Origin of the sequence: Desertimonas flava, assembly GCF_003426815.1 — a bacterium.
GTDB classification, from domain to species: Bacteria; Actinomycetota; Acidimicrobiia; order Acidimicrobiales; family Ilumatobacteraceae; genus Desertimonas; species Desertimonas flava.
In genome coordinates, this window is sequence record NZ_QKYK01000002.1 from 383,884 (window position 1) to 403,541 (window position 19,658).

Consider the following 19,658-nt stretch of genomic DNA (forward strand, 5'->3'; position numbering starts at 1 on the left):
ACGGTCGGCGAGCCGGGTCATCGTTCCAATCTCCCACACCCCGCCGCCGGCGGCGGTTCGCGCCGTCGATCGTGCCGATCAGCGGGCAGGGTGACGCAGCATCGCATCGATCAGGGCGACCCGCGTGCGAGCCGGGGGGTGCGACGACGCCAGACGCGCCTTCCAACCGACGGGGCGATGGCCGCCTCCGAGATCGATCACTCGCTGCAGCGCCGCCGCCAGGTTGCGGCCGTAGCCCATACGGACCGCCCGGCGATCGGCCTGCAGTTCGCTGCCGTGGCCGACGAGGTTGCCGAGCGCATCGGCCGCGTACAGGGCGATCGTGAACGGCAGGGAGGCGACGGTGAGGATCGCGGCGACGAACCGGCCCGTCGCGGCGAGAGCGCGCGAGTCGGCCCCGAACGATCCGCTCGCCGCGCGGGCGACGTTCTCGAGCCAGAAGCCGATGCGGGCGAGCAGGACGACCGGGAGCGACAACCAGTGGCGGATCGTGAGGGCCACGGTGTGCATCCCGAGGTGGTGGCTGAGCTCGTGGGCGAGCACCCCGGCCAGCTCGCGTCGCGACAGCTCGTGGATGGCGAACGTCGTGACGACCACCAGGTGGCCGCCGCACGCGTAGGCGTTGAGCTCGTCCGCCGGCAGCACGCGCAGCATGTAGCGGTGGGCGGACATGCGGTTGGCCTGGGCGATCTGCCGCCAGAGCGGGGCGATGACCTGCTCCTCGGCCGCCGTCGGCCGCCGGGCGCCGAGCACCGGGGCGAGCACCAGCGCCTGGACCGGCCGGGCGAACAGCAGCACACCGGCGGCGCAGTAGCCGGCGGCGAAGAGCCAGAAGGGCACGTCCCAGACGAGCCGTACCGGCATCCAGATGAGGAACAGGGCCAAGAGGCAGAACGGCAGGATGACCAGCGCCGGGCCGAAGGCCGAGATCGCGGACGATTCGAGCTGGCGGACTCGATGTCGTCGCTTCCCCGGGGTGGGCACAATCGCCCAGCCTAAGAGCCCGGCCGTCGAAGTCGATCCGGTCGGGCCGGAGCGGGCCGCGGCGACGCGAACGGTGCCGCGGCGCGGATAGAACAGGTGGTCATGACATCGACGCCGAACGGTGCCGCTCCCGTGATGGCCGGTGCCGAGCCGCTGAGCCACGATCCCGGCGTCGAGGACGCCCCCGGCCTGCTGGCGCTGCACGGCTTCACCGGGAACCCGTCGTCGATGCGGGGCGTGGCCGAGGCGTTCGTGAGCGCCGGCTACCACGTGGAGCTGCCGCTGCTGTCGGGCCACGGCACGGTCATCGACGACATGCTCCCGACCGGCTGGGCCGAATGGTCGGCCGACGTCGAGGCCGCGTACCAGCGCCTCGCCGCCCGCACCGACCGCATCGTCGTGGCCGGCCTGTCGATGGGCGGATCGCTCGCCCTGTCACTGGCCCTCGATCATCCCGAGCTGCTCGGCCTCGTCCTCGTCAACCCGGCCACCCAGCCGCAGCCCGACGATGTGCGCGAGATGGTGGCCGAACTGCTCGCCGACGGGACGGCCGTGGTGCCCGGCATCGGTAGCGACATCGCCGATCCCGATGCCGTCGAGCTGGCCTACCCGGGCACGCCCCTCGCGCCGCTGATCTCGTTCCAGGACCACGGCCTCCAGCCGCTCACCACGCGATTCGGTGAGCTCAAGGCGCCGCTGCTGCTGTTCACGTCGCGCCAGGATCACGTGATCGACCCGGCCCAGAGCGAGCATCTCGCCGTTTCGTACGGCGGTGAGGTCGACCATCGGTGGCTGGACCGCAGCTATCACGTCGCCACCAACGACTACGACCGCCACGACATCGTGTGCGCCTCCCTGCACTTCTCCAACCGGCTCGTCGCCGGCTGATCGGGTCGCCATGACCGTCGCGTCGCTGCCCAGCCCCGGCGGGAACGAGCTCAGCATCGGGCCGATCGATCTCAACGCTTACGGGCTGATGATCGCCCTCGGGGTGGTCGCTGCCGTGTGGCTGTTCGGGCGCCGCCTCGAGGCCAACGGGTTCGCCAAGCGCGACGTCGCCGGGTCGATCGCGGTGTGGGCCGTGATCGCCGGGGTCGTCGGCGCCCGGCTCTATCACGTGATCACCGACTGGAGCCGGTTCGAGGACGACCTCGGCGACATCCCCAAGGTGTGGCAGGGCGGCCTCGGCATCCCCGGCGGCCTGATCGCCGGCATCCCCGTCGGCATCTGGATGGCCCGTCGGCACGGCATCTCGGCCGCCGATGCGGCGACGTGCGCGGCACCGGCCCTGCCGTTGGCGCAAGCGATCGGACGGTGGGGCAACTGGTTCAACCAGGAGCTGTTCGGCCGGCCCACCGACCTGCCGTGGGGACTCGAGATCGACCCCGAGAACCGGCCGACCCAATACGCCGGCGAGGAGACGTTCCACCCGACGTTCCTCTACGAATCGCTGTGGAACCTCGCCCTCTGCGGCCTCGTCCTGTGGATCGACCGCCGGTGGCGACTCGCCCGCGGGGCCCTGATGGCCGTGTACATCGCCGGGTACGGCATCGGGCGCTTCTGGGTGGAGGGCATGCGCATCGACGACGCCGACGAGTTCGCCGGCCTCCGGGTCAACCAGTGGGTCGCCGCGCTGGCCGCGGTCCTGGCGATCGCCTACATCGTCTGGGTCGGCCGCCAGGGCGGCATCACCCGCCGCGACCCCAGCGCAACCCATCCGAGTGTTGAAGCGCACCCGAGTGTGGAGGGGCCCGAGGCGGGTCCCTCCACACTCGGGTGACGCGAAATCCAGCCGACTCCGGCGCCCGCGCGGCGTGAGAATCGGCGGATGATCGAGATCCGCGTCCCGACGCCGGACGATTATCCGGGCATGGTCCGCCAGGTCCGCGAGACCTTCGGCGGCAACGAGTTCACCGACGAGGTGTCGGGCCGCGAGAAGAACGTCCTCGACTTCGATCGCTACCGCGTCGCCTACGACACCCGCCTCGGCCGGATCGTCGGCACGTCGGGCACCGAGGCGTTCGAGGTGACGCTGCCGGGCGGGGCCACCCTGCCGATGGGCGGGCTGACGTGGGTGGCCGTGTCGCCGGCGCACCGCCGGCAGGGGATCCTGACCCGCATGCTCGACGCCATCCACGCCGACGTCGACGCCCGCGGCGAGCCGCTCGGCGGTCTGTACGCCAGCGAAGCGACCATCTACGGACGCTTCGGCTACGCCGTCGCCACGTGGCGACGGACGGTGCGCTTCGACAAGCGCATGGGGCCCCTCGCCGACCACGTCGTCGCGCCGCGAGGCTCGATCCGCCTGCTCAGTGGCGACGACCCGGCGCTGGTCGACGAGTTGGAGCCGCGATGGGATCGCTACCGCCTCGGCTGCGTCGGCGAGCTGTCCCGGAGCCGTCAGCGCCACGAGTTCGTGGTGGCCAGCAACGACTGGGACACGACCTACGCGCTGCACGACGACGGGTACGCGGCGTGGAAGATCACGCCGCAATGGAACCCGGCGCCGCCCCATCACGAGCTGCGCGTGCTCGCGTTCGCCGCCTCGACGACGGCGGCGAGCAACGCCCTCCTGGCCACGATCGCGTCGCTCGACCTGGTCGGCGACGTGGTGATGGGCGCGCCGCTGGTCTCGCCGTTGCCCTACCTGTTCCAGAATTCCCGCCTCGTCCACACCGAGCGGGTCGAAGATGCGATGTGGCTGCGCGTCAACGACGTCGCCCGGGTGTTCGGTGCCCGGACGTACGGAACCGACGACGACCTGGTCGTCGACGTGGACGGCACCCGCTGGTCGATGGGTGGGAGCGGCTGCTCGCGCACGCGCAAGCGCGCCGACCTCATGGTCAGCCGCCGCACGCTGGCCTCCCTCGTGCTCGGCGGCCACGACCTCCAGGCCCAGCTCGCCGCCGGCCGCATCGAGGCCCGCTCGGCCGACGCCGCCCGCCGCGCCGTGACGCATTTCGTGTCCATCCCCGAACCCTTCTGCCAGACCAGCTTCTGACCCCCGCCCGTACCCAACGGGTTGCCACCTGCCGGTTGGTGCCTGGCCCCAAGCGTCAGGTCGGCCAACGGGCAACCGCCGGGGCACTCCGTCGATCGGGCCCGTAGATTGGCCCACTGTGCCTGAACCCATCACCTCTCCACGGATCAGCACGGCCGACGTCGCCAAAGTGGCCCGCCTCGCCCGTCTCTCCCTCAGCGACGACGAGCTGGACACGGCCACCGGCCAGCTCGCCGCCATGCTCGAGCACTTCGCCGACATCGACGAGCTCGAGCTGGACGACGTCGACCCGATGACGCAGCCCTACCCGCTGCAGAACGTATTCCGCGACGATGTCGCGCTGCCGACGTTGGATCGCGACGAGGTGCTTGCCGCCGCGCCGGAGGTGGCCGAGCACCGCTTCAAGGTCCCGCCGATCGTCGGGCTGGAGGAGTGATGGAGACGGCCCCCGACAACACCGTCACCGCCATCGCCGCCGCCGTCCGGGCGGGGGAGCGCCGCGCGATCGACGTGCTCGAGGAGCACCTGGCGGCCATCGACGCCCGCGAGCCCGAGATCCACGCCTTCAACCTGGTGCTCGCCGACGAGGCCCGCGCCGCTGCCGCGGCGATCGACGAGGCCGTCGCCGCCGGGCGCGATCCGGGCCCCCTGGCCGGGGTGCCGATCGCCCTCAAGGACAACCTGTGCACCCGCGGCATCGACACCACGTGCTCGTCGCGGATCCTCGAGGGATGGAAGCCGCCCTACGACGCCACCGTGGTGCAGCGCCTCGCCGCGGCCGGCGCGGTGACGGTCGGCAAGACGAACCTCGACGAGTTCGCCATGGGATCGAGCACCGAGAACTCGGCGTTCGGGCCCACCCGCAACCCCCACGACACCACCCGTGTCCCCGGCGGCTCGAGCGGCGGGTCCGCAGCAGCGGTGGCCGCCGGGTTCGCCGCGGCCTCGCTCGGCAGCGACACCGGCGGGTCGATCCGCCAGCCGGCGGCGCTCTGCGGCGTCGTCGGCGTGAAGCCGACGTACGGCCGGGTCAGCCGCCTCGGGCTCGTCGCCTTCGCGTCGAGTCTCGACCAGATCGGCCCGTTCACCCGCACGGTCGCCGACGCCGCGGTGATCATGGAGGCCATCGGTGGACACGACGCCGGCGACTCGACATCGATCCCCGAGCCGGCTCCCGTTCTCACGACCGTGCTGAACGACGAGGTCGCCGGCCTGCGCGTGGGCCGGATCACCGACCTCCCCACCGGCGCCGATCCCGACGTCGTCGCCCGCCTCGATGCGGCGTTCGACGCGCTGGCCGCGGCCGGCGCGACGATCGTCGACGTGACCGTGCCGGCGTTCACCTACGGGCTCACCGCCTACTACCTCATCGCCCCGTCGGAGGCGTCGTCCAACCTCGCTCGTTACGACGGTGTGCGCTACGGCAAACGGGTCGCCGCTCCCGACACCAACGCGATGTACATGGCCACCCGATCGGCCGGCTTCGGCGACGAGGTCAAGCGACGCATCATGCTCGGCACCTACGCCCTGTCGGCCGGCTACTACGACGCCTACTACGGCAAAGCCCTGAAGGTGCGCCAGCTGATCGCCGACGACTTCGCCCGGGCCTACGCCGACGCCGACGTGCTGCTCACCCCGGCGTCTCCGTCGGTCGCCTTCCACATCGGCGACAAGACGGCCGACCCGCTGGCGATGTACCTGTGCGACACCTACACGATCCCGTCCAACCTCTCTGGTGACCCGGCGATGAGCGTGCCGTTCGGTACCGGTGCCGACGACCTGCCCGTCGGCGTGCAGATCCTCGCCCCGGCGCTGGGCGAGGCCGTGATGTTCAAGGTCGCCGCCGAGCTCGAGCGGGCCGCGACGGCGGAAGGGAGTACGTCATGAGCGACACGACGCTGATCGAGGGGACCGAGTACGAGCTGGTCGTGGGCCTCGAGGTCCACGTCGAGCTGGCGACGGCGACGAAGCTGTTCTCGGGTAGCCCCAACCGCTTCGGCGACGAGCCGAACACCAACATCGACCCGGTGACGCTCGGCCTGCCCGGCGCCCTCCCGGTGCTCAACCGTCACGCCGTCGAGCTGGCGATGCGCATCGGCCTCGCCCTCAACTGCACCGTGCAGCCGTGCGCCTTCCACCGGAAGAACTACTTCTACCCGGACATGCCCAAGGCGTACCAGATCAGCCAGTACGACGTGGCCCTGAACGTCGACGGTTGGCTCGACCTGCCCGGCGGCTACCGCGTCGGCATCGAGCGTGCCCACCTCGAGGAGGACACCGGCAAGTCGACGCACATGGGCGGCGCCGGCGGCCGCATCCACGGCAGCGAGGCGTCGCTGATCGACTTCAACCGGGCCGGCGTGCCGCTCGTCGAGATCGTCAGCCGGCCCGACATCCGCACGTCCGAGCAGGCCCGTCAGTACGTCACCGAGCTGCGCGGCATCCTCGTGGCCGTCGGCGCGTCCGACGCCAAGATGGAGGAAGGCTCGATGCGCGTCGACGCCAACGTCAGCGTGCACAAGCCGGGCACGCCGTTCGGCACCCGCTGCGAGATCAAGAACCTCAACTCGGTGCGGTCGCTGGGTCGCGCCATCGAGTACGAGGCCCGCCGTCAGATCGACCTGGTCGAGTCCGGCGACACGGTCCGTCAGGAGACCCGTCACTGGAGCGAGGGCGACGGGCGCACGCACACGCTGCGGTCGAAGGAGGACGCCGACGACTACCGGTACTTCCTCGAGCCCGACCTCGTGCCGCTCGTGCCCGATCCGGCGTGGATCGAGGCCGTTCGTGCCGCGCTGCCGCCGTTGCCGGCAGCCCGCCGTGCCGCGCTCGCCGAGGCGACCGGGGCCGACGCCGCCTCCGAGGCCGTGTCGGTGGTGGTCGACCGTGGCCAGGACGCGTACGTGCTCGACGTCGCGGCGAATGGCGGTTCGGCCGCCCGCGCCCTGGTGTACGTGAAGGAGGCCTTCGCCGAGCAGGGCGACACGCCAGAGGTGCCGGCCGCCGATCTCGCCGCCCTCACGTCGCTCGAGATGTCGGGTGCGGTCACCGCGACGCAGGCCAAGGTGATCCTCGCCGAGCTGGTGGAGAACGGTGGTGGCGACGCCGCGGCGATCGCCAAGGCCAAGGGCTTCGAGGCGATGGACACCTCGGCGCTCGACGCCCTCGTCGACGAGGCGATCGCCAACAACCAGGCGGCCTGGGAGAACTACCGCGGCGGCAACGACAAGGCCCTCGGTGCCCTCATCGGCGGCATCATGAAGGCCTCCAAGGGCCAAGCCGACGGCGCCGCCGTCACGGCGATCCTCCGCGCCCGCCGCGACGCCTGACCTCGCGATGAGCGATGAGACCGCCAGCCGGCCTCATCGCTCATCGCGTCGGCCGCGTCAGGACGGTCGGCAACCGTGTGACACCGTCGTCGTACGATGCGCCCGGTCGGCGCTCGTGCGCCTCTCTCGATCGAGTCCCTCGGTCCGACGTTCCCACCTCGAACGGAGGCCGCCATGTCGCGACTCGACCGTCAGTCCATGGCCTGGTTGCGGAGCCACAACCAAGCCATCTCCAACTCCCAGCTGTTCGACAACGGGGTGTCGCTCGATCAGCGCAAGCGCCTCGTCGCCAACGAGCAGATCCGCCGGGTGCTCCACGGCGCCTACCTCGCCGGATCCGCCGAGCCCGACGAACGGATGCTCCAGTCGGCGCTCTGCCTGGCCCATCCGGAGCTCGTCATCGCCGGCCCCAGTGCCGGGCGCCACTGGCACCTGCGCTTCATGCCCGACGACGGGCTGGTGCACGCGATCGCCCCGCCGGCGAGCCACCCGTGCAGTGAGCCGTGGGTCAGGGTCTACCGCACCCCGCTGCTCGATCCCGAGGACGTCATCACGCTGAGCGACGGGCGCCGGGTCACGTCGCCACCACGCACGGCGGTCGATCTCACCCGCTACGTCACTCCGTCCTCCCTGGCGTCCATCAACGAACACGTCCTGAGCCTCCGGTACTGCTCGGAGGAAGGGCTCCGTCGCTGTGCCGAGCGGCTGGACACGCCGGGACGACCGTGGGTGCGCCGCTACCTCCGCGTCCTCGCCGGCCGGTTGCCCGGCGCACCGTCTGAGTCGCACGGGGAGCTCAACGTCCTCGGCGAGTTCCTACGTCGCGGCGTCCGCGACCTCGTGCGCCAGTTCCCGATCACCCTGCCGGGCTACGGACCGGCCCGGTTCGACCTCTCCGTTCCCGAGCTGTTGTGGGCGTTCGAAGCCGATCTGCACCCGTCGCACTGGACGCCCGAGGGAATCGCCAGGGACCAGGCGCGCGATGCCGCGGCCGCCGCACTCGGGTGGGTCACCCGCCGGGGCGGTCCCGTCCGACTCAGCCGGGACAACCGGGCGGCGACGATCGACAGTGCCGTCGCCGAGATCGGCCGCCGGCGTGAGGAGGTCGCCCGCCTCTTCCAGGCCGGCCTCTGGCCACCGCGATGAGCGTCAGGGCCGCCTGACGGCCTCATCGCTCATCGCACACCGAGTCCTCTCGCGGGGCGATGAGTGTTGGGGCCGCGTGGCGGCCTCATCGCTCATCGCGCCCGGAAGCGTGGCCGCGGTCAGTCGATGATGGCCTCGGTGACGACTCGCGCCGTGTTGCGGGCGCCGAAGACCGGGCGGAAGTCGGCGGGGCCGAGCCGCACCACGACGGTGTCGCTGCCGGGGTCGACCTGGACGATCTGCGAGCCCATGCCGATCGCCCAGTACATGTCGTCGGGAGCGCTGGGGACGGCCTGGCCGATCCGCTCCTCCTGGTCGGCGGGACTGGCCGCCGGGTTCACCTGCGGGCCCGCCCGGTTGAGCCACCAGAGGTACCCGTAGCCGGCGTTGAGCTCGGTGGACGGTGCCCCGACGGACGCCTCCACCCAGTCGGTCGGCACGACCTGGGTCCCGTCCCAGTTGCCGTCGTTGAGGTACAGAAGACCGAAGCGGGCCATGTCACGGCACGTCGAGCGCACACCCATGAACGTGAGCGTGTTGCCCGCCCGGTCCTTCGTCACGTCGGACGCCCTCATGCCGATGGGCCCGAAGAGATGCTCCTCGGCGAAGTCGGCGGGCTCGACGCCGGTGCTCGCCTGCAGGACCTCCGAGAGCGTCTGGATCGCCGCGTTGTTGTACGTCCACGTCTCGCCGGGTGGGTACTCCTGATCCAGGGCGATGGAGAACGCGCTCTTGTCGTCGGCGTTGACGGCCATCTCGGAGTAGTCGAGCGCGAACGACCACTCTCGGCCTGAGTCGTTGCTGAGCAGGTTCTCGACGGTCACCGCCGCGGCGTCGGTCCCGGCCCACTCGGGGATGTACAGCGACGCCGAGTCGGTGATCTCGAGGTCGACGCCGGGGTTGCCCGTGTCCTCGGCGGCGATGCCCACGAGAGCGCTGGTCACCGACTTCGATGCCGACCACACCTCCTGGGTCGACTCGGGCGTGGTGTCCTGCCAGTACCACTCGGCCACGATGCGCCCGTGGCGCACCACGAGCATGCAGTTGCTGTTGAGCGCCTCGGCCTCGGCGGCCAACGCCTCGAGGGTGGCCCCGTCCATGCCGGCTGCTTCGGGCGTGGTGGTCTCCCACTCGGCACCGGGGAAGACGGCGACGGCCCCGTCGGGCTGTGCGCTGCCCGCAGACGAGACTTCCGCCCCGACGACGGGGGCCACCCCGCCGGCGATGATCACTGCGACCGTCCCGATCCGTCCTCTCATGGCTACCGACGGTAGCTCGTAGCCCTCACCATTCTTGGCGGGCTTCTTCGGCAAAGCCCTGGACGTCCTCGAACTCGAGCTCGACACCGTCGTCGGTACGCAGGCGACCGGCGAAGCGGCCGAAGACCTGATGCGTCTCGCTGCCCCGATCCCGCCCGGGAAGCTTGGTGTGCTTGTCGAACCTGGGCGACAAGGTCACGTCGAGCTGGCCGCCGGGATCGACGATGCGCCACGGCCGCATCGGCTCGTCCCAGTCGTACCGCCAGTCGAGCTCCCGCCCGATCTTGCTCAGACGCCCGTCGACGATCACGCCGTTCTCGGTGTAGCCCGAGCCCTCCGTCCACTTCGCCCCGAACTGCAAGCCGACGACGTGGTCGCCGGCCCGCCCGGCGCCACCGCCCCAGTTCCACGTGATGTCGGCGGGCCAGCGACCGCGGCCTACGTCGAGCACACCCCACGCGTCGCCCGCCGAGCCGCCGATCTCCCACACCCGGTCGCCGACCCGCAGCGTTCCCGTCGCCGGACGTGCCTGGTGCTTGGACGTGTAGTTGAACTCGCCGCCGCGGCCGTCGTCCCACGGGATGACGACGTTGAGCGACTCGTGGCCAGGCGGCAACGCGACGTACACATCGAGCTCGGCGGGCGACCCGTCGGGCTCCGTCCAGCGTCCGGTGAGCCGCGTGCCGGCGTCCTCGTCGACGTACGACACCGCGACACCGTCGCGCTCGACCCGGAGCGGCGCGGTGCCCGGCCGCTCGGGAAGCGCGATGCCCTCGCCCGGCCCGGTGACGATCGCCGTACCGCCCGTGCGCGCCGAGGGCATGTCGCACCACCACACGTCGGCCAGGCCGAGCACATCGATGTCGGCGTACACCGACGACACGACCAGATCGCCGGCCAGCACGGCCCAGTAGTCCCAGCGCTTGTTGCGACCCGGGTAGCCGGTCAGGTTGGCCCGGTGCAGGGGCCGGCGGGACCAGCCCAGCGCACCCGGATTGATCCCCCCGGTGGCCGTGCAGAGATCGACCTCCGCCGTCAGCTCACGTTCCCCGGTCGTCATCCACGCATCTTCGCGTCCCGCGCCGGTCGGCCGTCGCCGCGGGCGACAGGTGTCACGCCCCGGTTTACAAACTGTTCACGGTGCCTGTTCGTCGGGGTGGCGGACCAGACCTACAGTTGGGCGCGCATGGCGCAGGATGAACGACTGGAAGCCGGTTCTCTCCACGGAGCCGGTGCCCGGCTCGCCGGCCGCCGCTGTGTGATCACCGGCGCGGCGAGAGGGATCGGAGCAGAGATCGCCGCGCGCTTCCGCGCCGAAGGGGCGGTCGTCGCCCTCGCCGACATCGATCCCGCCGTCAAGGCAACCGCCGACGCCCTCGACGGCGTCGCCGAGGTGGTCGACCTCGCCGATCCGGCGGCGACACGCGCCGCAACCGAGTCGCTGATCGCCGCCCTCGGCGGCATCGACGTGCTGGTCAACAACGCCGGCATCCTGCGCATCACGCCGCTGCTCGAGATCACCGTCGAGGAATGGGACCTGGTGATGGACGTCAACGCCCGGTCGATGTTGGTGTCCACGCAGGTGGCGGCCCGGGCGATGATCGACCAGGGCCCCAACGACCGCGGCGTCGCCGGGAAGATCGTCAACATGTCGAGCATGGGCGCCAAGAAGGGCGGGGCCAACCAGGCCCACTACGCCGCGTCGAAGGCCGCCGTGTCCTCGCTCACCCAGGTCGCCGCGACCGAGCTCGGTCCCCACGCCATCACCGTCAACGCCATCTGCCCCGGCTACGTGCTCACCGAGATGGGTGCCGCGACACGGACGCCGGAGATGGTCGCCACCTGGAGCGCGTTGTCCCCGCTCGGCAGGTGTGCCACCACCGCCGACGTCGCGGCGATGGCCCTGTTCCTCGCGTCGGACGACGCCGACTACTGCACCGGCCAGGCGATGAACGTCGTCGGTGGAATGATCATGCATTGAGATGACCCTCGAACAACCCACCCTCACCGCCACCGCGTCGAAGCTCGGCGCCACCCTGTCGTTCCAGGCCGTCTCCAAGACGTTCCCCGACGGCACACGCGCCCTCGCCGAGACGACCTTCGACGTCGCTCCCGGCGAGTTCGTCACCGTCGTCGGCCCGAGCGGCTGCGGCAAGTCGACGCTGCTGCGCATCGCCTCGGGGCTGGAGAAGCCCACCACGGGACGCGTCGACGTCGACAAGTCGAGCCTCGGCTACGTCTTCCAGGACGCGACGCTGCTCCAGTGGCGCACGATCCAGCGCAACATCGAGTTGTTCGCCGAGCTGCGGGGGATGCCCAGGTCCGACCGTGGGCGGCGGGTCAGCGACGCCATAGGCCTCGTGGGGCTCGACGGATTCGAGGACAAGTACCCGCGCCAGCTCTCGGGCGGCATGCGTATGCGTGCGTCCCTCGCCCGGTCGCTCGTGATGGAGCCGACGATGTTCCTGTTCGACGAGCCGTTCGGCGCCCTCGACGAGATCACCCGTGAGCGGCTCAACGACGAGCTGCTCGCGCTGTTCCAGACGAAGGCCTTCGGGGCGCTCTTCATCACCCACTCCATCTTCGAGGCGGTCTACCTGTCCACCAAGGTCCACGTGATGTCGGCCCGCCCAGGGCGCATCGTGGCGACGTTCGACATCCCGTTCAGCTATCCGCGGTCGCCCGAGCTGCGCTTCGGCGCCGGCTTCAACTCGCTCTCGGGCGAGATCAGCCACGCCCTGCGACGGAGCCACACGTGAGCGCCGAATCGTCCGCCGGAACGGCGACGGACGCCGGCGCGACGTTCGTCGGCGGCCCCATCGATCCCGCCGCGGCCACCGACGACGCCCTGGTCGAACAGCCCCTCGCCGTCGACTCCGGCACGAAGCGCTTCCACATGATCGACGTGCTCGGGCCCCTCGCGGTGTTCGCCGCGTTCGTCGCCCTGTGGTACTGGATGCACCTCTGGGCGCTCGAGAACCTGTTCGACCGCGACGGGTTCTTGATGCCGGCCCCGCACCTGATCATCGACGAGAGCTTCATCGGGGGCAAGGCGCAGGCCTCGGGCGATGCGTTCAACCCCCGGGGTGACATGCTCAAGGCGCTGCTCGAGACGACGAAGCTGACGTTCGTCGGTCTGGCGTGCTCGATCCTCCTCGGCACCGCGCTGGCGATGCTGATGACGCCGTTCCGGTGGCTGGAACGCAGCCTCTACCCGTACCTCGTCGCCCTGCAGGCCGTGCCGATCCTCGTGATCGCCCCGGTGCTCGGCGCCGTGTTCGACTACACGTTCCGCACGAGGGTGATCGTCGTGATCATCATCTCGATCGTGCCGATCATCACCAACACGCTGTTCGGCCTGCGCTCGGCCGAGCAGGGCCAGCACGAGCTGTTCACGCTGCAGGAGGCGAGCTGGCACCAACGGCTGTTCCGGCTGCAGTTCCCGGCCGCCCTTCCGGCGATCTTCACCGGGTACCGCATCTCGGCCGGCCTCGCCGTGATCGGCGCGGTGGTCGGCGAGCTCTTCAACCGCAAGGGTGCCAAGGGCATCGGGATCCTGATGGACGAGTACCGCTCGCGCAATCAGTTCACGTTCACCTACGGCGCGCTCTTGCTGTCGTCGCTGCTGGGCATCGCCGTCTACTTCGCCTTCGGTGCCCTCCAGAAGCTCGTCATCGGCAAGTGGTACCAGCAGACCGGCTCGTGAGCCGGTTGCCGATCGATCACCACATCGCCCCGCCGCAACCGCCACAAACCGCCACAGAACCAGCACCACCAACCAATCAGGAGCCCACATGAGCGTCATTCCCTCCCGCAGATGGATCGCCGTCCCCGCAGCTGCCGCCGCCGTCCTGTCGGCCGCGTCCTTCGCGTCGGCGGGCACCACACCAGATGACACGGGTTCGGACGCCGCCGGCGGCGTCGACCTTTCGGGCGTCTGCCCGGAGACGATCGTGATCCAGACCGACTGGAACCCCGAGGCTGAGCACGGCTGGGTGTACCAGATGGTCGGCGACGACTACGAGATCGACGCGGGAGCCTACGCGGTCCGCGGGTCGCTCGTCGCTCCCGGTGAGGTGGACACGGGCGTCGACATCGAGGTCCGGTCCGGCGGCCCGGCGATCGGCTATCAGACCGTGACGTCGCAGATCTACGCGGACGACTCGATCCTGCTCGGCTACGTCTACACCGACGAGGGCATCCAGAACGCCGGGCAGTTCCCCACCGTGGCGATCTACGCGGGCATGGAGAAGAACCCGCAGATCATCATGTGGGACCCCGAGACGTACCCCGATGTGGAGACGATCGCCGACCTGAAAGAGACGGGTGCGACGGTGCGCTACTTCACCGGCGCGGCGTACATGGAGTACTTCGTCCAGAACGACATCCTGTCGGCCGACCAGGTCCTCGGCGGCTACGACGGCACGCCGGCCGCCTTCGTCGCCGACCAGGGCGCGGCTGCCCAGCAGGGCTTCGGCTCGGCCGAGCCGTACGTGTACCAGTACGAGGTGGAGGACTGGGCCAAGCCGATCGCCTACGACTACATCAACGACGCCGGCTGGGAGAACTACGGCGAGTCGATCGCCACCAAGCCGGAGAACATCGAGACCTACCGTGACTGCTTCGCCCTGCTGGTGCCGATCATCCAGCAGTCGAGCATCGACTACCTCACCGATCCCGCACCGACGAACGAGGTGATCCTCGAGGCGGTCGATGCGTTCGACACCGGTTGGGTGTACAGCGAGGGTGTGGCCGACTACGCCGTCCAGACGATGCTGGCCGACGGTCTGATCGGCAACGGCGACAACGACACGATCGGCGACTTCGACCTCGACCGGGTGAACAACCTGATCGAGATCGCCCGCCCCGTGTACGCGTCGCTGGGCCAGGAGCCTCCGGCCGATCTCACCGCCGAGGACGTGGTGACCAACGAGTTCATCGACCCGTCGATCGGCCTGCCCGCCGCTCCCGCCGGCAGCGACGCCCCGGCCGGCAGCGCCGCGGCGAGCACCGACGTGGCGACGGAGACCACCGCCGCAGGCTGATCCTGGTATTTCCTGTACTGGTTTCGTCCCACAGACGGGGCGAAACCAGTACAGGAACCTGGGGTGGGGGGCCCGGACGGGTAGTGGTCGCACCAGGGCCGGGGGAGGGGGCGCGAGGTACCCTCGCAGGCATGTCCGGCGACGTGTCTCCCGCTCCCACGAACACTCCTGTCGACGTCAAGCCCCGCTCGCGCGACGTCACCGACGGCCTGCAGAAGGCCGCCGCCCGGGCGATGCTCCGGGCCGTCGGCATGAGCGAGGACGATTTCGCCAAGCCGCAGATCGGCATCGCCAACTCGTGGAACGAGATCACGCCCTGCAACATGACGTTGCGGCGCCTCGCCGAGCACGCCAAGTCGGGCGTCCGTGAGGCCGGGGGATTCCCGATGGAGTTCGGCACGATCACCGTGTCGGACGGCATCTCGATGGGCCACGAGGGCATGCGGGCCTCACTCGTGTCCCGCGAGGTCAGCTGCGACTCGGTCGAGACGGTGGTCTTCGCCGAGCGCCTCGACGGCTTCTTGGGCCTGGCCGGATGCGACAAGTCGATGCCGGCGATGCTGATGGCGATGGCCCGCCTCGACCTGCCGAGCGTGCTCGTCTACAACGGCTCGATCATGCCCGGGCACGTGCCCGACGGTGACGGTGCGGCCCTCGACATCACGAGCGTGTTCGAGGCCGTCGGCGCCGTCGCCGCCGGCACGATGAGCGACGACGAACTGCTCGCCGTCGAGCGCCACGCCTGCCCGGGCGAAGGCGCCTGCGGCGGCATGTTCACCGCCAACACGATGAGCTCGATCGGCGAGGCCTTGGGCATGAGCATCCCCGGATCGGCGTCGCCGCCCGCCATCGACGGCCGTCGCGACGGCCACGCCAAGGCCGCAGGGGAAGCGGTCGTCAACATGCTGCGCCTGGGCATCACGCCGCGCCAGATCATGACGAAGGAGGCGTTCGAGAACGCCATCGCCGTCACCTCGGCCCTCGGCGGGTCGACCAATGCCGTGCTGCACCTCCTGGCCATCGCCAACGAGGCCAAGGTCGCCCTCACCCTCGACGACTTCAACCGCATCGCCGATCGGGTTCCTCACATCGCCGACATGAAGCCCGGCGGCAAGTTCCACATGAGCGACCTCGACCGCGTGGGCGGCGTCCCAGTCGTGCTCAAGCACCTGCTCGACGCCGGCCTGCTGCACGGCGACGTGATGACGGTGACCGGCAAGACGATGGCCGAGAACCTCGCCGAGCTCGACCCGCCCCGCCCCGACGGCGTGGTCGTCCACTCGCTCGACGCCCCCATCCACGCCGAGGGCGGCATCAACATCCTGACCGGTTCGCTCGCTCCGAACGGCTCGGTCGTCAAGGTCGCCGGCCTCACCAAGCAGCAGCAGCAATTCGAGGGACCGGCCCGCGTGTTCGACGGCGAGGACGGTGCGATGGCGGCGATCCTGGCCGGCGAGATCGAACCGGGAACGGTGATCGTCATCCGCTACGAGGGCCCCAAGGGCGGACCCGGCATGCGCGAGATGCTGGCGATCACCGGTGCTCTGAAGGGCGCCGGCCGCGGCGCCGACTGCGCGCTGGTCACCGACGGTCGCTTCTCGGGCGGCACCTGGGGCTTCTGTATCGGCCACGTTGCCCCCGAAGCGGTCGACGGCGGCCCGATCGCCTTCGTCCGCGACGGCGACACCATTCGCATCGACGTGCCCACCAAGGCGCTCGATCTCCTCGTCGACGAGGCCGAGCTGGCGACGCGCCGCAGCGGCTGGACGCCGAACCCGCCGCGCTACACCACCGGCGTCCTCGGCAAGTACGCCCGCCTGGTCCAGGGCGCCGAAACCGGCGCCGTCACGAACTGATTCGTCCTCGGCGGCATCGTCGCTTCGCTCCTCGCCGCCTGCGGGCGAGTTGATATGCGGCCCCCGGCGCCCGGCAAAGCCCGGGCGCCGGGGGCGCTGAAGAATTGCTCTGGCGTCATCTCGACGCTCGGCGCTCTCGGGGTCTTCCATCCCCACTGCCCCCTCGCGCGCTCGTTGGTCGGTCCGCGCCGGTGCTCATCGGCGCGCGTTGCCAGCGGGCGCCCGTCTCGCGCGCGCGTTGGTCGCCAGGGTCCGGGCGCGCAGAAGCTCGCCGGGGGACCCGGCGAGCTCGGTGCGACTCAGGTCAGCCCGACGGGCTGACTGGTGGTCTCAGTAGCGGTCGCGACGGGGGCCGCCGCGGTCACCGCCGCGATCGCCGCCGTTGCGTGGGGCGCGCGGGCGCGCCTCGTTCACAGTGATGGCCCGGCCGCCGAGGTTGCCCCCGGTGAGCTCGTCGATCGCACGGCGAGCATCGTCGTCAGCCATCTCGACGAAGCCGAAACCCCGCGAGCGGCCGGTCTCCCGGTCGGTGATGACCTGGGCCGATGTGACGGTCCCGACCTTGCTGAAGAACTCCTCCAGCTCGTTGGACGTGGTGGTGAAGGGCAGATTGCCCACGTACAGGTTGATGGGGAGTTCCTCCGTCTCGCGGCCGCCCGACTCGGCGACGCCGCAAGCCTAGCTCGCCGGAGATCGCGTGTTCGCGTGGCGATTCGGGCGACGCTTCCCGAAGCGATTCCAGACCGCCCGCCAGCCGGCACAGAGCAACGTCACGAAGGCGGTGGTGACGATGACGAAGGTCAGCGCCGTCCCGCGATCCCACAGCAGGCGCCGGGCGAACATGCCCACGGCGACGGCGATCAGGGCGATCGCCACGCCGTCGTCGACGCTGATCAACGCCTCGAGCCCCCGGCCCCGGCGACGCTCGTACAGCGCGACCACCACCCACGCGATGGCCAGCCCGATGAGGAACGGCCCGGCGGTCCCCAGCGTGCCGGCGACACCGCCGGACTCGTCGTGGCTGCGGCGCCCGAACCCGGCAAAGGCGAGCACGACGACCGCGTCGGCCGCCAGGGCGGCGGCGAGGAGGCGTCTCAATTCGACCCGGAGAAGCCGCCGAGGGCGCCGCGGTAGAAGACGAGGGGTTCGGGCGGCTCGGCGTGATGGTCGAGCTCGACGACGGCGCCGACGACGAGGTAGTGGTCGCCGAGGCGGATCGATTCGGTGATCTCGCAGTCGATCCAGGCGCCCACGCCGTCGATGATCGGGCACCCGGTGCTCGACGGGCGCCAGGACAACCCCTCGAACCGGTCGTCACCGACACCACTCTTGGCGAACCGCCAGCAGAGGTCGGCCTGGGTGTCCCGGAGGACGTTGACGCAATACTTGCCGAACGGGGCCATCGCCGCCCACGTGTCGCTGTCGGTCTGCGGGAAGAACCCGACGAGCGGCGGCTCGAGCGAGATCGACGTGAACGAGCCGATCGTGAACCCGTAGGGCGCCCCGTCGATCATCCCGGTGACGACCGTGACCCCGGTGGGGAAGTGGCCGAGCACGGACCGGAAGTGCTTGGTGTCGAAACTCGGCGGGGGAGCGGTCGCGGACATCATCACCATCGTACGGCGACGGCCCCTGGCCCGCCCAGATCGTACGGCTGGCCGCCGGAGCCCGGCAGGTGTGCGAGAGTCTCCGGGTGGCTCCGACCACCGGGTCCCTCGACGACGCCAAGCGGGCACTGCGCTCGCGGATGCTGGCGGTCACGCGGGTGATCGGGAGCGACCCCGCTCGTCGAGGTGAGCGTTCTCGGCGCGTCTGCGGCGGATTGGTGGAGGTCGTCGCCGCCCACCTCGAGCGCCTCGCCATCGGGGGCCCGGCCGCCGATGGCAGACGTGAGCAGCGGGTGATGGTGTTCGAGCCGTTTCGCACCGAGCCCGATCTCACGTGGTTCGTCGACTGGTGCGGCGAGCAGCACGTCCAGGTGTTCGTGCCGGAGGTGGACGGCGACGTGATGTGGGTCGTCCCCGGACGAGTCCCTCCGGCGACGCTCGACGTGGTCGTCGTGCCCGGCCTGGCGTTCTCGCCCGACGGTCACCGTCTCGGTCGGGGCCGTGGGCACTACGACCGCTTCCTCGTCGGGGTCGGCCCGCACTGCCTGCGCGTCGGTGTCGGGTTCAGCGAGCAGCTCGTCGCCGACATGCCCACCGCAGCCCACGACGTCCGGCTCGATGCCGTCATCACGGACGCCGGCGCGGCGAGCCGGCCGTGAGCCCGGCCGAGCGTCGCCTCGTCGTGCTCGCCGCGGCGGGCATCGTCGCCGGCACGGTGGTCGCCCTCGTGGGACCGTGGCAGCTCGCCCTGCTCGCCGGGTGGAACGCGGCCACCATCGCCTACCTCGTCGCCGTGTGGTGGGAGATCGGGCCGGCCGACGGCGACGAGACTCGCCGGCACAGCACCGTCGAGGACGATTCCCGGGCGTTGCGCGGGCTGATCGTGGTCGCCGCAGGAGTGATGTCGCTCGGCGGAGCCGGCGTCGGGCTCCACAAGTCGGCGAGTGTCGATCCGACGTGGCAGCAGGTGACGCTCGTCGCCACCGCCATCGTCACGGTCATCGCCTCGTGGCTGTCGATCAACACCGACTTCACCCTGCGCTACGCCCACCTCTTCTATTCCGACCCCGAAGGCGGCGTCGACTTCCCGGGCGTCGCCTCGCCGAGCTACGCCGACTTCGCCTATCTGTCGTTCACGATCGGGATGACGTACCAGGTGTCCGACACCGGACTGCTGACCCCGAGGTTCCGCCGTGTGCTGCTCAAGCACGCCTTGCTGTCGTACCTGTTCGGGGCCGTGATCATCGCTTCTGTGATCAACGTCGTCGCCGGACTGCTCTGATCCCGATCGCGCCGGCGGCCTCGAGCAGGTATAGCTTGGACCGAGTTGCGCGTGGCTTGATCCAAATTGTCAAGTCGCTCAGGGCAGGCACTTGAACGCGATTGCGCGATGGTTTGGCCCGTCTTGAACGGGATTGCGTGTTGGGGGAA

20 protein-coding genes are annotated in these 19,658 nt (G+C 70.4%); 14 read left to right on the forward strand and 6 right to left on the reverse strand.

The annotated features are described in order from the left end of the window. Positions 1 to 78 precede the first annotated feature (78 nt). Positions 79 to 984, reverse strand: a complete 906-nt coding sequence (locus DN771_RS04385; RefSeq protein WP_116996092.1) for a M48 family metalloprotease — start codon at positions 982 to 984, stop codon at positions 79 to 81. A gap of 102 nt (positions 985 to 1,086) precedes the next feature. On the opposite strand from DN771_RS04385, the gene DN771_RS04390 reads away from it, so the two are divergent. From DN771_RS04390 to DN771_RS04420, 7 genes are all read left to right on the forward strand, one after another. Further along, the gene (locus DN771_RS04390; RefSeq protein WP_162941516.1) at positions 1,087 to 1,872 is read left to right on the forward strand and encodes an alpha/beta hydrolase; all 786 of its coding nucleotides are present in this window, start codon (positions 1,087 to 1,089) and stop codon (positions 1,870 to 1,872) included. Between the two features lie 10 nt (positions 1,873 to 1,882). Continuing rightward, on the forward strand, positions 1,883 to 2,764 hold the full coding sequence (gene lgt / locus DN771_RS04395; protein ID WP_116996094.1) for a prolipoprotein diacylglyceryl transferase: 882 nt from the start codon (positions 1,883 to 1,885) through the stop codon (positions 2,762 to 2,764). Between the two features lie 48 nt (positions 2,765 to 2,812). Then, positions 2,813 to 3,985: a GNAT family N-acetyltransferase gene (locus DN771_RS04400; RefSeq protein ID WP_116996095.1), complete on the forward strand. Its 1,173-nt coding sequence runs from the start codon at positions 2,813 to 2,815 to the stop codon at positions 3,983 to 3,985. A 118-nt stretch (positions 3,986 to 4,103) separates the two neighbouring features. Beyond that, the gene (gene gatC / locus DN771_RS04405; protein WP_162941517.1) at positions 4,104 to 4,421 is read left to right on the forward strand and encodes an Asp-tRNA(Asn)/Glu-tRNA(Gln) amidotransferase subunit GatC; all 318 of its coding nucleotides are present in this window, start codon (positions 4,104 to 4,106) and stop codon (positions 4,419 to 4,421) included. Then, the gene (gatA, locus tag DN771_RS04410; protein ID WP_116996097.1) at positions 4,421 to 5,872 is read left to right on the forward strand and encodes an Asp-tRNA(Asn)/Glu-tRNA(Gln) amidotransferase subunit GatA; all 1,452 of its coding nucleotides are present in this window, start codon (positions 4,421 to 4,423) and stop codon (positions 5,870 to 5,872) included. The genes gatC and gatA overlap by 1 nt, the downstream gene beginning before the upstream one ends. Continuing rightward, entirely contained in the window at positions 5,869 to 7,314 is a 1,446-nt protein-coding gene (gene gatB, locus DN771_RS04415) for an Asp-tRNA(Asn)/Glu-tRNA(Gln) amidotransferase subunit GatB (protein WP_116996098.1), read from the forward strand. Before gatA ends, gatB begins: the two co-directional genes overlap by 4 nt. 198 nt (positions 7,315 to 7,512) lie before the next feature. Beyond that, complete coding sequence (locus tag DN771_RS04420; RefSeq protein ID WP_162941518.1) at positions 7,513 to 8,460, forward strand: hypothetical protein; 948 nt, start codon at positions 7,513 to 7,515, stop codon at positions 8,458 to 8,460. 119 nt (positions 8,461 to 8,579) lie between these two features. Here the strand turns inward: DN771_RS04420 and DN771_RS04425 are convergent, their stop codons facing one another. Further along, positions 8,580 to 9,719, reverse strand: a complete 1,140-nt coding sequence (locus DN771_RS04425) for a serine hydrolase domain-containing protein (protein ID WP_205528417.1) — start codon at positions 9,717 to 9,719, stop codon at positions 8,580 to 8,582. Between the two features lie 25 nt (positions 9,720 to 9,744). Continuing rightward, a complete protein-coding gene (locus DN771_RS04430; protein WP_116996100.1) occupies positions 9,745 to 10,779 on the reverse strand; it encodes a DUF2804 domain-containing protein in 1,035 nt (344 codons plus the stop codon). 126 nt (positions 10,780 to 10,905) lie between these two features. Here DN771_RS04430 and DN771_RS04435 point away from each other — a divergent pair, with 126 nt between their 5' ends. From DN771_RS04435 to ilvD, 5 genes are all read left to right on the forward strand, one after another. Then, on the forward strand, positions 10,906 to 11,700 hold the full coding sequence (locus DN771_RS04435; protein ID WP_116996101.1) for an SDR family NAD(P)-dependent oxidoreductase: 795 nt from the start codon (positions 10,906 to 10,908) through the stop codon (positions 11,698 to 11,700). Between the two features lies 1 nt (position 11,701). Next, positions 11,702 to 12,478 (forward strand): ABC transporter ATP-binding protein, encoded by a 777-nt coding sequence (locus tag DN771_RS04440; protein WP_116996102.1) that lies wholly within the window; start codon positions 11,702 to 11,704, stop codon positions 12,476 to 12,478. After that, on the forward strand, positions 12,475 to 13,425 hold the full coding sequence (locus DN771_RS04445) for an ABC transporter permease (protein ID WP_116996103.1): 951 nt from the start codon (positions 12,475 to 12,477) through the stop codon (positions 13,423 to 13,425). The genes DN771_RS04440 and DN771_RS04445 overlap by 4 nt, the downstream gene beginning before the upstream one ends. 88 nt (positions 13,426 to 13,513) lie before the next feature. Continuing rightward, complete coding sequence (locus DN771_RS04450) at positions 13,514 to 14,764, forward strand: ABC transporter substrate-binding protein (protein WP_193615348.1); 1,251 nt, start codon at positions 13,514 to 13,516, stop codon at positions 14,762 to 14,764. A gap of 131 nt (positions 14,765 to 14,895) precedes the next feature. Continuing rightward, complete coding sequence (gene ilvD / locus DN771_RS04455) at positions 14,896 to 16,620, forward strand: dihydroxy-acid dehydratase (RefSeq protein WP_116996104.1); 1,725 nt, start codon at positions 14,896 to 14,898, stop codon at positions 16,618 to 16,620. A 330-nt stretch (positions 16,621 to 16,950) separates the two neighbouring features. Here the strand turns inward: ilvD and DN771_RS04460 are convergent, their stop codons facing one another. From DN771_RS04460 to DN771_RS04470, 3 genes are read right to left on the reverse strand one after another with little or no spacing between them, the layout of a single operon-like run. After that, complete coding sequence (locus DN771_RS04460; RefSeq protein ID WP_205528418.1) at positions 16,951 to 17,238, reverse strand: RNA recognition motif domain-containing protein; 288 nt, start codon at positions 17,236 to 17,238, stop codon at positions 16,951 to 16,953. 60 nt (positions 17,239 to 17,298) lie between these two features. Beyond that, positions 17,299 to 17,718, reverse strand: coding sequence for a DUF3054 domain-containing protein (locus DN771_RS04465; protein ID WP_162941519.1), 420 nt, complete (start codon positions 17,716 to 17,718; stop codon positions 17,299 to 17,301). Then, positions 17,715 to 18,227: a flavin reductase family protein gene (locus DN771_RS04470; RefSeq protein WP_116996175.1), complete on the reverse strand. Its 513-nt coding sequence runs from the start codon at positions 18,225 to 18,227 to the stop codon at positions 17,715 to 17,717. Before DN771_RS04470 ends, DN771_RS04465 begins: the two co-directional genes overlap by 4 nt. Before the next feature lie 86 nt (positions 18,228 to 18,313). On the opposite strand from DN771_RS04470, the gene DN771_RS04475 reads away from it, so the two are divergent. Both DN771_RS04475 and DN771_RS04480 read left to right on the forward strand, forming a co-directional pair. Beyond that, entirely contained in the window at positions 18,314 to 18,886 is a 573-nt protein-coding gene (locus DN771_RS04475; protein ID WP_162941520.1) for a 5-formyltetrahydrofolate cyclo-ligase, read from the forward strand. Next, entirely contained in the window at positions 18,883 to 19,509 is a 627-nt protein-coding gene (locus tag DN771_RS04480; protein WP_162941521.1) for a DUF1345 domain-containing protein, read from the forward strand. The genes DN771_RS04475 and DN771_RS04480 overlap by 4 nt, the downstream gene beginning before the upstream one ends. The last annotated feature ends 149 nt before the right edge of the window (positions 19,510 to 19,658 follow it).

Coding starts and splice junctions, on each gene's coding strand:
- DN771_RS04390 (WP_162941516.1), top strand. CDS start 1,087: ATGACATCGACGCCGAACGGTGCCGCTCCCGTGATGGCCGGTGCCGAG.
- lgt (WP_116996094.1), top strand. CDS start 1,883: ATGACCGTCGCGTCGCTGCCCAGCCCCGGCGGGAACGAGCTCAGCATC.
- DN771_RS04400 (WP_116996095.1), top strand. CDS start 2,813: ATGATCGAGATCCGCGTCCCGACGCCGGACGATTATCCGGGCATGGTC.
- gatA (WP_116996097.1), top strand. CDS start 4,421: ATGGAGACGGCCCCCGACAACACCGTCACCGCCATCGCCGCCGCCGTC.
- gatB (WP_116996098.1), top strand. CDS start 5,869: ATGAGCGACACGACGCTGATCGAGGGGACCGAGTACGAGCTGGTCGTG.
- DN771_RS04420 (WP_162941518.1), top strand. CDS start 7,513: ATGGCCTGGTTGCGGAGCCACAACCAAGCCATCTCCAACTCCCAGCTG.
- DN771_RS04425 (WP_205528417.1), bottom strand. CDS start 9,719: ATGAGAGGACGGATCGGGACGGTCGCAGTGATCATCGCCGGCGGGGTG.
- DN771_RS04430 (WP_116996100.1), bottom strand. CDS start 10,779: ATGACGACCGGGGAACGTGAGCTGACGGCGGAGGTCGATCTCTGCACG.
- DN771_RS04435 (WP_116996101.1), top strand. CDS start 10,906: ATGGCGCAGGATGAACGACTGGAAGCCGGTTCTCTCCACGGAGCCGGT.
- DN771_RS04440 (WP_116996102.1), top strand. CDS start 11,702: ATGACCCTCGAACAACCCACCCTCACCGCCACCGCGTCGAAGCTCGGC.
- DN771_RS04450 (WP_193615348.1), top strand. CDS start 13,514: ATGAGCGTCATTCCCTCCCGCAGATGGATCGCCGTCCCCGCAGCTGCC.
- ilvD (WP_116996104.1), top strand. CDS start 14,896: ATGTCCGGCGACGTGTCTCCCGCTCCCACGAACACTCCTGTCGACGTC.
- DN771_RS04470 (WP_116996175.1), bottom strand. CDS start 18,227: ATGTCCGCGACCGCTCCCCCGCCGAGTTTCGACACCAAGCACTTCCGG.